Annotated in this window: 11 protein-coding genes; 3 read left to right on the plus strand and 8 right to left on the minus strand. The window is 67.6% G+C overall.

The genetic code is table 11. The annotated features are described in order from the left end of the window. Positions 1-7 precede the first annotated feature (7 nt). From ABD768_RS39215 to ABD768_RS39235, 5 genes are all read right to left on the minus strand, one after another. The gene (locus ABD768_RS39215) at positions 8-1072 is read right to left on the minus strand and encodes a LacI family DNA-binding transcriptional regulator (RefSeq protein ID WP_344849437.1); all 1065 of its coding nucleotides are present in this window, start codon (positions 1070-1072) and stop codon (positions 8-10) included. Positions 1073-1178: 106 nt separating this feature from the next. Next, the gene (locus ABD768_RS39220; protein WP_343974232.1) at positions 1179-2864 is read right to left on the minus strand and encodes a type 2 periplasmic-binding domain-containing protein; all 1686 of its coding nucleotides are present in this window, start codon (positions 2862-2864) and stop codon (positions 1179-1181) included. Between the two features lie 33 nt (positions 2865-2897). Further along, positions 2898-3794, minus strand: a complete 897-nt coding sequence (locus ABD768_RS39225; RefSeq protein ID WP_343974229.1) for a carbohydrate ABC transporter permease — start codon at positions 3792-3794, stop codon at positions 2898-2900. Next, positions 3791-4789 carry an ABC transporter permease gene (locus tag ABD768_RS39230; RefSeq protein ID WP_344849441.1) on the minus strand — a complete coding sequence of 333 codons (999 nt, stop codon included), beginning with the start codon at positions 4787-4789 and terminating at the stop codon, positions 3791-3793. The genes ABD768_RS39225 and ABD768_RS39230 overlap by 4 nt, the downstream gene beginning before the upstream one ends. A gap of 26 nt (positions 4790-4815) precedes the next feature. Further along, positions 4816-7191 (minus strand): glycoside hydrolase family 95 protein, encoded by a 2376-nt coding sequence (locus ABD768_RS39235; RefSeq protein ID WP_344849443.1) that lies wholly within the window; start codon positions 7189-7191, stop codon positions 4816-4818. A gap of 143 nt (positions 7192-7334) precedes the next feature. Here ABD768_RS39235 and ABD768_RS39240 point away from each other — a divergent pair, with 143 nt between their 5' ends. Beyond that, positions 7335-8654 carry an L-fuconate dehydratase gene (locus ABD768_RS39240; protein WP_344849445.1) on the plus strand — a complete coding sequence of 440 codons (1320 nt, stop codon included), beginning with the start codon at positions 7335-7337 and terminating at the stop codon, positions 8652-8654. Continuing rightward, positions 8651-9430, plus strand: coding sequence for a FadR/GntR family transcriptional regulator (locus ABD768_RS39245; protein WP_344849447.1), 780 nt, complete (start codon positions 8651-8653; stop codon positions 9428-9430). Before ABD768_RS39240 ends, ABD768_RS39245 begins: the two co-directional genes overlap by 4 nt. A 126-nt stretch (positions 9431-9556) precedes the next feature. Here the strand turns inward: ABD768_RS39245 and ABD768_RS39250 are convergent, their stop codons facing one another. Beyond that, positions 9557-10075 (minus strand): winged helix-turn-helix transcriptional regulator, encoded by a 519-nt coding sequence (locus ABD768_RS39250; RefSeq protein WP_344849449.1) that lies wholly within the window; start codon positions 10073-10075, stop codon positions 9557-9559. A 79-nt stretch (positions 10076-10154) separates the two neighbouring features. On the opposite strand from ABD768_RS39250, the gene ABD768_RS39255 reads away from it, so the two are divergent. Then, the gene (locus tag ABD768_RS39255; protein ID WP_344849451.1) at positions 10155-11642 is read left to right on the plus strand and encodes an MFS transporter; all 1488 of its coding nucleotides are present in this window, start codon (positions 10155-10157) and stop codon (positions 11640-11642) included. A 254-nt stretch (positions 11643-11896) separates the two neighbouring features. Here the strand turns inward: ABD768_RS39255 and ABD768_RS39260 are convergent, their stop codons facing one another. Both ABD768_RS39260 and ABD768_RS39265 read right to left on the minus strand, forming a co-directional pair. Continuing rightward, positions 11897-12844, minus strand: a complete 948-nt coding sequence (locus ABD768_RS39260) for a metallophosphoesterase family protein (RefSeq protein WP_344849453.1) — start codon at positions 12842-12844, stop codon at positions 11897-11899. Beyond that, complete coding sequence (locus ABD768_RS39265) at positions 12841-13266, minus strand: cupredoxin domain-containing protein (RefSeq protein ID WP_344849455.1); 426 nt, start codon at positions 13264-13266, stop codon at positions 12841-12843. Before ABD768_RS39265 ends, ABD768_RS39260 begins: the two co-directional genes overlap by 4 nt. Between the last annotated feature and the right edge of the window lie 11 nt (positions 13267-13277).

Here is a 13277-nt window from a genome sequence, read left to right on the forward strand (position 1 = left end):
TATCCCCTCACTGCCTCGGTGGACCTGGAAGGCTGGAGCCGCGGACGATCAGTTCCGGTTCCAGCAAGACGTGCTGTGGATCCCGCAGATCGCCGGCGAGCAGGTTGTCGATCGACTGGATCAGCTGCCGGCCGACGACGTCGATCGGCTGGTGCAAGGTGGTGAGCCCGGGGCTCACGAGTGCTGCGGTCGGTGAGTCGTCGAACCCGGTGACCGCGACGTCGGCCCCTGGACGCAGCCCCCGCTCGTGCAGCGCACGGAGTACGCCAAGGGCGAGCGTGTCGGACGCACAGACGAGCGCCGTGGCAGGGCGGGACGAATCGAGCATCCGGTGCGCGGCCTGCCGCCCCGCCTCCAGGGTGTCGGCAACCGCCGCCTGGAGATCCGTCTCCAGCTCGCGCCCCCGGCATCCCTCGAGCCAGCCTTCGCGACGTTCGGAGCCGATCTCGGACTCGGCCGGCCAGCCGATATGACCGATCCGGCAGTGCCCTTGCGCCGCGACGTGCTCGGTCGCCGCCCGGGTGCCCGCGCGGCCGTCGACATCGACCCAGGACGTGGCCTCGTCACCGTCCCAGGACCGGCCGAACGACGCGAACGGCACGCCCCACGACCGCAGCGCCGAGACCCGGTCGTCGTTGCGATGCGTCTCGGCCAGTACGAACGCGTCGACCGACGTCTTCTTCAGCAGGTCCCGGTAGGCCTTGATCTCGTTCGCCGAGCCGTCCTCGGCATGGCACAGGATCAGGTGGTAGCCGGCCTCGGCCGCGGCGGCGTTCAGCGCGTACAGGAACTCGTCCATCAGCAGCGAGGCCTTGTCGGTCCGGGCCGGCCGGGTCTTGAACGCGATCAGCGACGAGCTGCGGTTGCGCAGCGCCCGCGCCGACAGGTTCGGCTCGTAGCCCAGCTCCTCGACCGCCGCCAGGATCCGCTCCCGCGTCGCCGGCGCCACCCGCTCGGGATTGTTGACCGCGTTCGACACCGTCTGAGCCGACACCCCTGCCCAGCGAGCCACCTGCACCAACGTCACATGCCCATGCGGCACCGGCGCCATCCCGGCCTCCCTGACCTGCATCTTATTAACGTTAAAATCCGTGACCCGCACGCTAGTGAGCCGCGCGGGTCACGTCAAGATGCAGTCAGGCTGGATCTGGTTTTAACGCTAACCGCCAGTCAGCCGGCTATTTGCCGGGCACTTTGTCGTAGGCGGTCTGCTGGATCTCCAGGTAGCGCTTCAGCCCGAGGCCGTCGAGGCCCTTGACGTAGGCGTCCCAGTCGGTGTCGATGTTCTTCGAGCCGGTGATGAACTGCAGGGCGTTCTGCTGGACGTAGTTCTCGAGGTTCGTCTGCAGTGTCGCGACCTCGCTCGCCAGGGACGGGTCGATCCACACCTTCCAGAACGGGTAGATCTGGGCCTTGTCCTCCTTGCCGGCGTACAACTTGGTTGCCTCGAACAACCGGCGCTCATAGCCCGGCTGCGAGTTGATGTCGGGGGCGATCGCCTCGGAGTTGCGGAACTGGGCCGTGTTGTTGTACTGGGCGAGCGCGCCCCAGCCCGAGTTCAACGGCTTCGAGCCCGGCTTCAGCGGGATCTGCTTGAACACCGGCTTCAGCGACTGGTCCAGGGCGACGTCCCCGGGTCCGGGCTTGGTCCAGCCCTTGCCCTCCATGCCGAACTGCCCGTTGATCTGGCCGGCGTCGGTGAAGATGTAGTCGAGCATCTTGATCGCCTGGATCTGCTCCTCCGGGGTCGCCTTGCTGGTCAGCACGAACGTCGCTCCGGGCACGCTCGGGAAGTTGTAGCCGGTGAAGTTCGCGCCGCTCGGCCCGGTCAGCGGCGGGACGGCGTAGTACTGCTTGTCCCGCCCGTCCGCCTGCCCGATGGTGACGAACTCTCCCGAGTGCAGCACGGTAGCCGCGCCGAGCGCGGGTACGCTGCCCGAGTCGCCCTGCCGGATCAGCGCGTCCGGGTTCTGGGTGAAGGCGCCCTTGTCGATCAGGCCTTCCTTGACCAGCGAGTTGAGGTACTTCAGACCGTCGCGCCAGCCGTCCTTGTTGGCCTGGATGTCGACCTTGCCGTCGTTCAGCACCAGGGTGGAGTTGTTGTTGCCGCTGGTGCCCTGCGGGTCGTAGATGAAGGCGTTCATGAAGTACGGGATCAAGCTGTCGCGGACATCGGCGCTGAGCGGGACCTCGTCGGCCTTGCCGTTGCCGTTCGGGTCCTGCGTCTTGAACGCCTGCAGGACCTTGCGCATGTCCTCGGTCGTCTTCGGCTGCTCCAGCCCGAGTTTCTTCAGCCAGGTCGTGTTCATCCAGAGCTTGTCCTGGTACGAGCAGTGGAAACAGTCCACCCACTGCGGCATCCCGTAGATCTTCCCGTCCGGCGCCGTCGCCATCTCCTTGTAGCCCGGCGAGGCGTCCAGCGCTTTCTTGATGTTCGGCGCGTACTGGTCGATCAGCTGGTTCAGCGCGACGACGACGCCCTGGTTCGACAGCCTCAGCAGATCCGCCTGGCTGAACTGGTCGACCCACGGGATCAGCAGGTAGAGGTCCGGATAGTCGCCACTGGCCAGCGAGATCTGCCGCTTCTCCTTGGCGGGCCCGCCGTCGAACGTCGTGGTCTGCCACTTGATGCTGAGGTTGAACTTCTGCTTCACCAGCTTGGTGAAGTCGTTGGTGGCCAGGTTCCAGTCGGCCGACTGCGGCGCGAACACGTCGAGAGTGACCGCGGGATTCCCGGTGATGGTCGGCAATGGCTTGCCCGCGGTCGTCGACGATCCGCCTCCTGAGCAAGCGGCCAGGGCGAGTGCCAGGAGACTCGCACCGGCAACCGCGGCACGCCTCCGCTTTCCGAACTGTCCAGACATGGTTCCCTCACAGGGTAGAGATGGTGCCGAGGATCAGCCCTTCACGGCGCCGATCAGGATTCCCTTGGTGAAATAGCGCGCGACGAACGGATAGATCAGCAGCACGGGAACGCTCGCGACCACGATCAGCGAGTACTTCAGCAGGTCGGCCATTTCCCGCCGCTGCAGCGCGACGGACGCGTCGACCGCTCCCCCGCCGGTGGTGTTGAGGATCAGGATGTTGCGCAGTACCAGCTGCAGCGGGAACAGGTCCGGGTTCTTCAGGTAGATCAGGGCGTCGAAGTACGAGTTCCACTGCATGATGGCGTACATCAGCGCGACCACCGCGATCATCGGTTTGGCCAGCGGGATGACCACCGACCAGAGGAACCGCAGGTCGCCACAACCGTCGAGCTGCGAGGCCTCCACCAGCTCCTCGGGGATCGCCGTGCGGAAGTAGGTGCGGGCGATGATCACCTGCCAGACCCCGATCGCCTGCGGGATGATCAGCGCCCACCGGGTGTCCAGCAGGCCGGCCTGCTGGACCACCAGGTACGTCGGGATCAGGCCGCCGGTGAACAGCATCGTGAACAGGATCAGGGTCATCACCAGGTTGCGGCCGACCAGCGTCCGGCGCGACAGCGGATAGGCGATCGCGATCGTCATCGTGACGCTGACGATCGTGCCGACGACCGTGTAGAACAACGAGTTCGCGTACCCCTGGACGACCTGCGGATTCTCGAACACCGCGTGGTACCCGCGCAGCGAGAAGTCCACCGGCCAGAGCAGCACCCGGCCCGACGACACCGCCTGCGGGCTGCTGAAGGAACTGGCCACGATGTACAGCAGCGGCAGTAGCACGACCAGCAGGAAGACGGTCAGCAACAGGTAGACGCAGAACATGAACATCCGGTCCGAGCGCGACTCCCGGATCCGCTGGGCCGTGCTCATGACCACAGTCCGTTGCCGGTGACTCGCTTGGCGATCGCGTTGACGATCAGCAGCAGGACCAGGTTGATCACCGAGTTGAACAGGCCGATCGCGGTCGCCATGCTGAAGTCGGCGTTCAGCAGACCGGTCTTGTAGACGTAGGTGGCGATGATCTCGGACTGGCTCAGGTTCAGCGGGTTCTGCAGCAGGAAGGCCTTCTCGAAGCCGATCGCCATGATGTTGCCGACGGCGAGCACGAGGATGATCACCGCGGTCGGCATGATCCCGGGCAGGTCGACGTGGATGATCCGGCGCAGCCGCCCGGCGCCGTCCACCTTCGCCGCCTCGTGCAACGCCGGGTCGATCCCCGCCAGCGCCGCCAGATAGATCACCGCCGAGTATCCGGTGGTCTGCCAGACGTCCGACCACACGTAGATGTGCCGGAAGTAGTCGGGATTGCCCAGGAAGTCGACGGCGGGAACCCCGAAGAATCCCAGTCCCTCGTTGACGATGCCCAACCGCGGCGACAGCACCAGGATGGTCATCGAGACGACCACCACGGTCGAGATGAAGTACGGCGCGTAGGTGACCATCTGCACGGTCCGCTGGAAGAGGCCGGTACGGACCTCGTTCAGCGCCAGCGCCAAGACGATCGCCAGCGGGAAGCCGGCCGCGACCGTGTAGACCGACAGCAGGAAGGTGTTCTTCACCAGGGTCGAGAACACCGGGTTCTGGAAGAACACCTCGAAGTTCTGCCAGCCGATCCAGGAGCTTCCCCAGATGCCCTGGATCACGTTGTAGTTCTTGAAGGCGAGCACGGCGTTCGACATCGGGATGTACTTGAAGACCGCGAACCAGACCAGCGGGACAACCATCAGCAGGTACAGCGTCCAGTGCCGCCGCAGACTGCGACGCAGGCCGACGACCGTGGTGCGTTCGCGCCGGCGCCGCCGCGGCCGTGGCCGTGGCGGTGCTTCGCCGATGGGTGGCGGGATGGTGGTGGGGATTGCTGCCATCGGGGCCTCCTCCTGCCTGGGCGTCGTCAGCTCAAGCTGAGACGGTGGGCTGTGCCGGCGCTCAGCCGGACGGTGATCCGTTCGTCGCCAGAGCGGATGACGCGCTCCTGGTTCCGATCCGCGGTCAGGGTCACGTCCACTCCGTCCGTGGACCAGGCGAGGTCGACCGAGACGCCGCCTCGCGCACGCAGACCGGTCACCCGACCGGAAGGCCAGTCGACCGGCAGTGCGGGCAGTACCTCGATCTCGCCGGTATGGCTCTGCAGCAGCATCTCCGCGATCCCTGCGGTCGCGCCGAAGTTGCCGTCGATCTGGAACGGGGGGTGTGCGCAGAAGAGGTTCGGGTAGACACCCGCGCCGCTGCCAGGCCGCCCCGTCGCGGTGTCGTCCGCAGGCCTGAGGAATGCCCGGACCAGGCGGTGCGCGGCGACCGCATCGCGGAGCCGGGCCCGCAGGTTGATCTTCCAGGCCAGCGACCAGCCAGTGGCCTCGTCGCCCCGCAGGTCCAGCGTGCGCGCTGCCGCGGCTGCCAGGACCGGCGTACTGTCCGGCGTGATCGCATCGCCGGGATGGACGCCGACGAGGTGCGACATGTGCCGGTGATGGGGATCCTCTTCGGGGAGGTCGGCCGCCCACTCCTGCAGTTGTCCGCGAGCACCGATCGATGGCTCGGACAGCCGTTTGCGGGCAGCGGACAGCTCATCGACAAGGGCGTCGACGATCTCGAGCAGTCCGGCGGCTTGCGCTACCCGCTGGAAGAGATCCGCGATGAGGGCCAGGTCCATCGTCGCCGACCGGGTCACCGATGCGGGCTGTCCGTCGTCGGCGAGGTAGTCGTTCTCCGGTGACGTCGACGGCGCCGTACCAAGGGTGCCGTCCGGCATCTCCACCAGCCAGTCGAGGCAGAACTCCGCGGCGCCAAGCAGCACGGGCCACGACTCGCGGAGGAACTCCAGATCGCCGGTGAACTCGTAGTGGTCCCACAGATGACGGGCCAGCCAGGCTCCTGCCATCGGCCAGTTCGACCAGCGCGGATCTCCTTCGACCGGGAACGACCAGCACCAGGCGTCGGCGTTGTGATGCGCGGTCCAGCCACCACAGCCGTACCGCTCCCTGGCCGTCGTACTCCCGGCCTGGGCGAGCTGACCGATGTAGCGCAGCAGCGGTTCGTGGCACTCGGACAGATTGGTCGTCTCCGCCGGCCAGTAGTTCATCTCGGTGTTGATGTTGACCGTGTAGTTGCTGCTCCACGGCGGCCGGAGGATGTCGTTCCAGATCCCCTGCAGATTGGTCGGCAGGCCGCCCGGCCGCGAGCCCGCGATCATCAGGTAGCGGCCGTAGTTGAACAGCAGCGCTGCCAGCGCAGGATCCTCCGCGTCGGTCTCGCGCGCGATCCGCAGGTCGGTCGGAAGGTCAGCCTGCCCGGCCGGACCGGCCAGCTCGAGCGCCGACCGACGGAACAGCCGTTGGTGATCCTCGCGATGATCGGCCAGGAGTTCGGCGTACGGACGGGCTCGCGCGGCGAGTGCCGTCGCGTCCGCGTCCGCCCAGCACTCCGCCGCCGATCGGGTCGGCGCGGCCGACGGCCCGGCGTACCCGGTGGCCGTGGAGAGGATCAGCGTGACTTCGCTCGCGCCCTCGACGCTGAGCTCGGTTTCATCGGCCCGGATCTCGCCGTCGCTCGCGGCCCGTAGCGCAATGGCTGCTGCCATGCCGCGATCAGGGCCTTCGGAGTACCGGACCGGCTCCGGGACGTCGCGATGCGGAGGAGCGACATCAGCAGGGGCCTGCAGCAACAAGCCGAGCCCATCGGCAGCGGCCTGAGCTTGCGACGGCAACTGCGAGGTCAGCCGGCATGTCAGCGCCAGCACCGGATCGGACGCGGTCATTCGCACGACCAGCACACCGTCCGGCGCACTGACGAAGACCTCTTGCCGCACCACGACCCCGCCGAGCTCGTACTCCGCCGTTGCCGTCGCCGCATCGAGATCGAGTTCCCGCCGGTACTGCGCAACGTCGCCCGCGGCCGGAGTGGCGCCACCGGCCCGTGCCTCCAGCAGGAGGTCGCCCAACGGTAGGTACGCCTGGCTGTAGCCGGAGTGGAACCCCCGGGCCAACTCATGCGCTCGGCGCACATCGCCGGCCTCGAGCGCGTCGCGCACAGCCACGACCGCCTCGGCGCCGGTCGCACCCAGCGGAGTGGACAGCAGCCGCGCGGTCTCCGGACTGCCCGACCACAGCGTCTCGTCGTTCAGTCCGATCCGATCCGTGCCGACACCGCCGAAGCACATCGCGCCGATGCGGCCGTTGCCGAGCGGCAACGCCTCCAGCCAGCTGCCGGCCGGGCGGTCGTAGAACAGCCGCTGCGTCGCGGCGCGGTCCGAGCTCACCAGGTTGCTCATACCACTGTCCTCCGTCGAGATGACGAGGTATTAATCCTATGAATTTCCGGGATCGTAGCGCTGCTGCACCGCATGGTCCATACTGAAAGCCGTTGAATCGGAAGAAAGATCCCATCTATAGGGATCGGACCTGAGGGGCCGCCATGCCACGCATCACCTCGGTGGAGGTCGTCGACGTCCGCTTCCCGACCTCGCTGACCCGCGACGGTTCGGACGCGATGAACAAGGACGGCGACTACTCGGCGGCGTACGTCGTCCTGCACACCGACGACCCGGACCTCGCCGGGCACGGCTTCACCTTCACCATCGGGCGCGGCAACGACCTGTGCGTCGCGGCCGCCGCTCAGCGTGCCGAGCCACTGGTCGGCCGGGATGTCGACGGGCTGTGCGATCGCCCCGGCGAGATCTACCGGGAACTCCAGTCGGACAGCCAGTTGCGCTGGCTCGGCCCGGACAAAGGCGTCATCCACCTGGCGCTCGCGGCAGTCATGAACGCGGTCTGGGATCTGGCCGCCCGGCGGGCCGGCGTACCGCTGTGGCGGCTACTGAGCGGCATGTCCGCCGAGCAGCTCGTCGACGCCGCGGATCTGCGGTACCTCGCGGACGTACTGACCCCCGAGCAAGCCGTTGCCCTGCTGGAGCGGCAAGAACCGGGCCGCAGGCAACGAATCGAGGAGCTCGAGGCCTCCGGCTATCCGTGCTACACGACCTCGGCCGGATGGCTGGGGTACTCCGATGCCAAGCTGCGCAGGCTCTGCGAGGAAGCCGTTGCCTCTGGCTACAAACACGTCAAGCTCAAGGTCGGCGCCGACCTGGACGACGACATCCGGCGCTGCGGCATCGCTCGCGAGGTGCTCGGCCCGGACGGTCACCTGATGATCGACGCCAACCAGGTCTGGGAGGTCCCGCAGGCGATCGAGTGGATCAAGGCGCTAGCCGAGTTCGATCCGCTGTGGGTCGAGGAGCCCACCAGCCCCGACGACATCCTCGGCCATGCCGCGATCCGCAAGGCGGTCGCACCCATCGGCATCGCCAGCGGCGAGCATGGCATGAACCGGGTGCTGTTCAAGCAGATGTTCCAGGCCGGCGCGATCGACTTCTGCCAGCTCGACGCGGCTCGCCTCGGCAGCGTCAACGAAGTACTCGCGGTCTACCTGCTCGCGGCCTGCTTCGACGTACCGGTCTGCCCGCACGCAGGTGGTGTCGGTCTGTGCGAGCTCGTCCAGCACCTCGCGGTCTTCGACTACGTCGCAGTGTCCGGAAGCCTCGAGGGCCGCGTCACCGAGTACGTCGACCACCTGCACGAACACTTCGTCGACCCCTGTGTGGTCCAGAGCGGAGCGTACGTGCCGCCGACCGCTCCCGGCTACAGTGCCGAGATGCACAGGGAGTCAGTTCAGACCTACCGGTTTCCGGACGGCGCCTACTGGTCGTCCGCCCCGGCACGGGACCCACAGCAATGACGCCGGGCAAGGTGGTCGACAAAGCGCCCGGTACCTCCCAGACCGATGTCGTCATCGAGAGCATCCGGCAGATGATCATCGACGGCCGGCTCCGGTCCGGTGACCGGCTCCCGGTCGAGAAGGACCTCGCGACGGCGCTCGGCGTCTCCAGGAACCCGCTGCGTGAGGGAGTCCGGGCGCTGTCGATGATGGGAGTTCTCGAGACCCGGCAAGGAGACGGCACCTACGTCACCAAACTGGAGCCGTCGATGCTGCTCGCACCGATCGGGTTCGTCGTCGACCTGCAGGACGGCAGCGGAACGCACCATCTGCACGCGGTCCGGCGGATGCTCGAGACCGAGGCGGCCGCCATCGCGGCCCAGCAGATCGCGCCGGCCGACCTCGACGCCGCTGCCGAACTGCTGCGCCACAACGAGGCGGAACTGCGGCTCGACGAGCCCGATCACGAGACGGTGATCGAGAACGACATCGCCTTTCACCGGATCATCGCGGACGCGGCCGGCAATCCGGTGCTGGCGGCACTGATCAACGCGCTGGGTGGACGAACGATGCGCGACCGGCTCCGCCGATCGATCACCCAACCGGGCGCCGACGAGACCGCCCACACCGAACACCTCGCGATCCTCGCCGCGCTGACCGCGCACGACCCCGACCGCGCCCGGATCCGGATGGCGGTCCACCTGTTCACGGTCGAGGACGACCTGCTCGAGACCCACCGCCGGACCGACGGCGAAACGAGACCCGTGGAGGAACCTCCTGCGCTGGAGCAGCCCTGAGCTGACCCTGACCTTCGTTCTCGACGACGGTCCGGTGCGGCTGATCGGCGTACGCGAAGCCTCGCTGCCGGACCACGTCGAGTCCGCCGAAGCATCCGCCCGGGTACTGCGCCTGACGCGATCGACTCAGGGCTCCACCGGCTGCAGCAGCGGCCGTCGTTCGGCTAGGGCCGCGCTGATGGGATCGGCCTTCGGCGACGCCACCATGCCGGGGCCCGGTTCCATCAGCATCGCCGCGACCGGGACCGTTTCGCCGCAGCGGGAGCATCGCCTGGTTGCGTCGGGCTGGCCGCCGCAGTCGGCGTGGGTGAAGACCCGGCGCGGGCCTTGGGGCGCGTAGTGGGCGTCGCCCCATTCGGTGAGGGATCGGACTACCGGCCACAGATCCAGGCCCTTTGCGGTCAGCTCGTATTCGAATCTGCGCCCCGATCCCGGCGTGCGAGCCAGTACGTCCTCACTGACCAGGAACTCCAGGCGTTCGGTCAGCACGGCGCGCGGGATGCCCAGATGGGACGAGAAGTCGGTGAACCGCCGGATGCCGAAGAACGCGTCGCGGATGATCAGCAGCGACCAGCGCTCGCCGACGATCTCCAGCGCCCGGACCATCGAGCACGGCTGATCGAGGTATTCGCGGGGAAGAGCCATTCCCCCAGGATAGTTCATTCACCGAACCAACCGTGCTAACCTCAGATCGGTTCGCTGACCGAACCATTCTGGAGGATCCATGGACACGCCCGCCCCGCACCGGCCGGGTCTCGCGATCACGGCCGGGGGCACGTTGCTCGCCCTCAGCGTCTTCACCGCGCCGCTGTCGATCGTTCCCTCGGTCGCCGCCGGGCTGCAGGCGAGCACGATCGCGACCTCGTGGATCCTCAGCTCGATGAGCCTCGGACTGGCGATCACCCTGCTGACCGCAGGCGCGATCGGAGACGACTTCGGCCGGCGGCGCGTGTTCACCGCCGGTGCGCTGGTACTAGGCATTGGCTCGGCGGTTGCGGGCCTGGCGCCGAACGCGCTGGTCTTCGTGCTCGGCCGAGTCCTGGAAGGGATCGGCGCGGCAGCGGTCATCGCGTGCGGCCTGGCGATCATCAGTCACACGTCGCCGCCAGGTCCGGCCCGCGCTCGCGCGACCGGCATCTGGGGAGCCAGCCTCGGCGCCGGCATCGCTCTCGGCCCGCTCGCAGGTTCCCTCATCGATACTGCCGCCGACTGGCGGTACAGCTATCTACTGTTCACAGTGCTCGCCCTCGGCCTCGCCCTGGTCGGCCGCTTCCGGCTCGAAGAGTCCCGCTCCGGCCGAGCCCGCACGATCGACGTCATCGGCGCACTCCTACTCGGCATCGGCCTGGCCTGCCTCCTGGCCGCGCTGACCCAAGGCCGCCAGGACTGGACCAGCCTGCTCGAGTTGAGCTTGATGGCCGGCGCGGTCGTCTTCCTCACCGGCTTCGTCACGCATCAGCGGCGGGCGAGTGGCGCGATGCTCGACCTGACGCTGTTCCGGCGCCCGGCCCTGAGTGCAGCAACGCTCGCCGCGTTCATCTCCGGCGCCGGAATCACCGCACTGCTGTCTTTCTTCTGTACGGTCCTCGAACGCGGAATGGCCCGCTCCCCCGTCTTCGCCTCCGTCCTGCTCCTGTCCTGGTCCGCGATCAGCGTCGCCGCCGCCCTACTCACCCGCCACCTGCCCCCACGCCTGTCCGGCGGCGCGAAGATGGCGGGCGGGCTCGTAGTCATCACCATCGGCCTCATCCCCATGACCCTGCTCACCCCGACGTCCGCACCCTGGCACCTCATCGGCGGCCTGGTCGTAGCTGGTGTCGGCACCGGAGTCGTCAACGCAACCCTCGCGCGGGAGGCCGTCGCAAGCGTTCCCCCGGACCGAGCCGGCACGGGCAGCGGCATCAACAACACCAGCCGGTACGTCGGTGCGGCCATCGGCGTCACCGTCGTCACGATCATCGCCGTCCACCCGGCCGGCACGCCCGCAACCCTCGTCGCAGGCTGGAACACCGCCACCCTCACCGGCATGGCCTTCTCAGTGGTCGGTGCGGCCGCGGTCTATCTCCTCCACCGCGCCGACACCCCATGGATGGCGGCCCGCGAGTTGCTGCGCGAAGGGGATCAGGAGCACGACCAGCGCGACAACCCAGGCCAGCACGCTGAGCAGGGCTTGGGGAGCCGGTTGCCAGCCGCGTTCGGTGAAGCCGAATAGGCCGATCGTCCGGGACCCGATGAAGCCGCCCAGGCCACTGAGACAAAGGGCTATGGCGGCGATTCGGAGTACAGGCGCGTTCCGGAGGAGCAGGAGCGCGGCGATGGCGAAGGAGGCGGCGGCGTCCCAGCGGAAGGACGTGCCGATGTACGGAATCGCGTGGTAGCTGCGGACGTACAGCTGGGCGTGGATGTAGCCGGCGATCGCCAGGCAGACGGAGATCGGCAGGGCGGTGAGGGTGGGGCGGAAGGTCCTCATGCGAGCTCCACGTCCTTGATCGCGAGGCGTTCGGTGCCTTCGACGTACTGGACCTCGCGGATGCCGAGCGCGGCCTTGAGCTTCCCGGCCGGCAAGGTGACCGGGCTCGGCGCCGGCCGCTCGCCGGGGCGCGGCAGCGGGTACGCCGTGGTGGTCGCGCTGTGGAAGGTGATGTTGCCCTCGGTCTTGGTGAAGAGCTGGTGGATGTGGCCGTTGAGGCAGGTCACCGAGGAGAACCTCTTGAGGTGGCTGAGCGCTTGAGTGGCATCGTCTGTTCCCCAGCCCCACTTGGGATACAGGGCGAACAGCGGGATGTGGCTGAAGACGACGATCGGGGTGTCGGAGGACAGCTTCGCGACATCCTGGCGGACGAACTCGATCTGATCCGCGCCGAGATGCCCGAGGCTTTCGAGGCTCAGTGTGTTCACCAGCGAGATGAAGTGCACGCCCCGCAGGTCGAAGCTGTACCACCCGTCGCCGACCGTCCCCTTGCCGAACGCCTTGCGGTACTTCTGCCCGTGATCGTCGATCGAATCGTGCTCGCCCGGCACGGTGAACACGTGGCCGGTGTTCAGGCCACTCATCATCTGCTTGACCTGGTCGAACTGGGCCGGCGTCGACAGATGGGTCAGATCGCCGGTGTGCATGACGAAATCAGATCGGTACGGCAGCTCGTTGATCTGCTGGATCGCCTCGGCGAAGGACTGCTCGACGGCCGTGTTCGCCGTCCCTACGAAGCCGAGGTGGCTGTCGCTGATCTGGAGGAACCGCAACGCGTTGGGGTCCTTTGCCAGCGCCGCCGGCTGCTCGTCCGCGCGGGCGATCTGGCTGATCACCTCGCCTCCGGTGACTGTCAGTACGACGGCCGCGCCGAACCAGGCGGTGTGCCGCATCAACTGCCGGCGGGTCATGCCTTCCGGGCTGTGACCGTCCTCGGGGCTCATGCCGTGACCACCACCGTGCCGGTCATGAACGGGTGGATCGTGCACAAGTAGCCGAACGTGCCCGCCTTGGTGAACTTGTACTCGTACTTGTCGCCCTTCTGCAGGGTGCTCGACTTCAGCGGGCCGTCGCCGTTCTGACTGGTCACCGTGTGCGGATCCTGGTCGTCGTTGGTCCACGTCACGGTGGTGCCGACCTTGACGGTGATGTCCTGCGGGCCGAACGCGAACTCCTTGATGTCCACGGCATCGGCCACGACCGCGGGGCCGGCGGCCGGCGCCGGCGACATCGACATCCCTGGCATCTCGGAGCCGGAGGCAGCGGGCTTGGCGGCTGGCTGAGCCTGGTTATCGGTACCGCACGCGGCGACGGTCGTGAGGCAACCGACCGTCGCGAGCGCGATGACGAAACGTCGTATTCTCATGCCCCTTGATA

Origin of the sequence: Kribbella ginsengisoli (genome assembly GCF_039537185.1) — a bacterium.
In the GTDB taxonomy this organism is placed as follows: Bacteria; Actinomycetota; Actinomycetes; order Propionibacteriales; family Kribbellaceae; genus Kribbella; species Kribbella koreensis.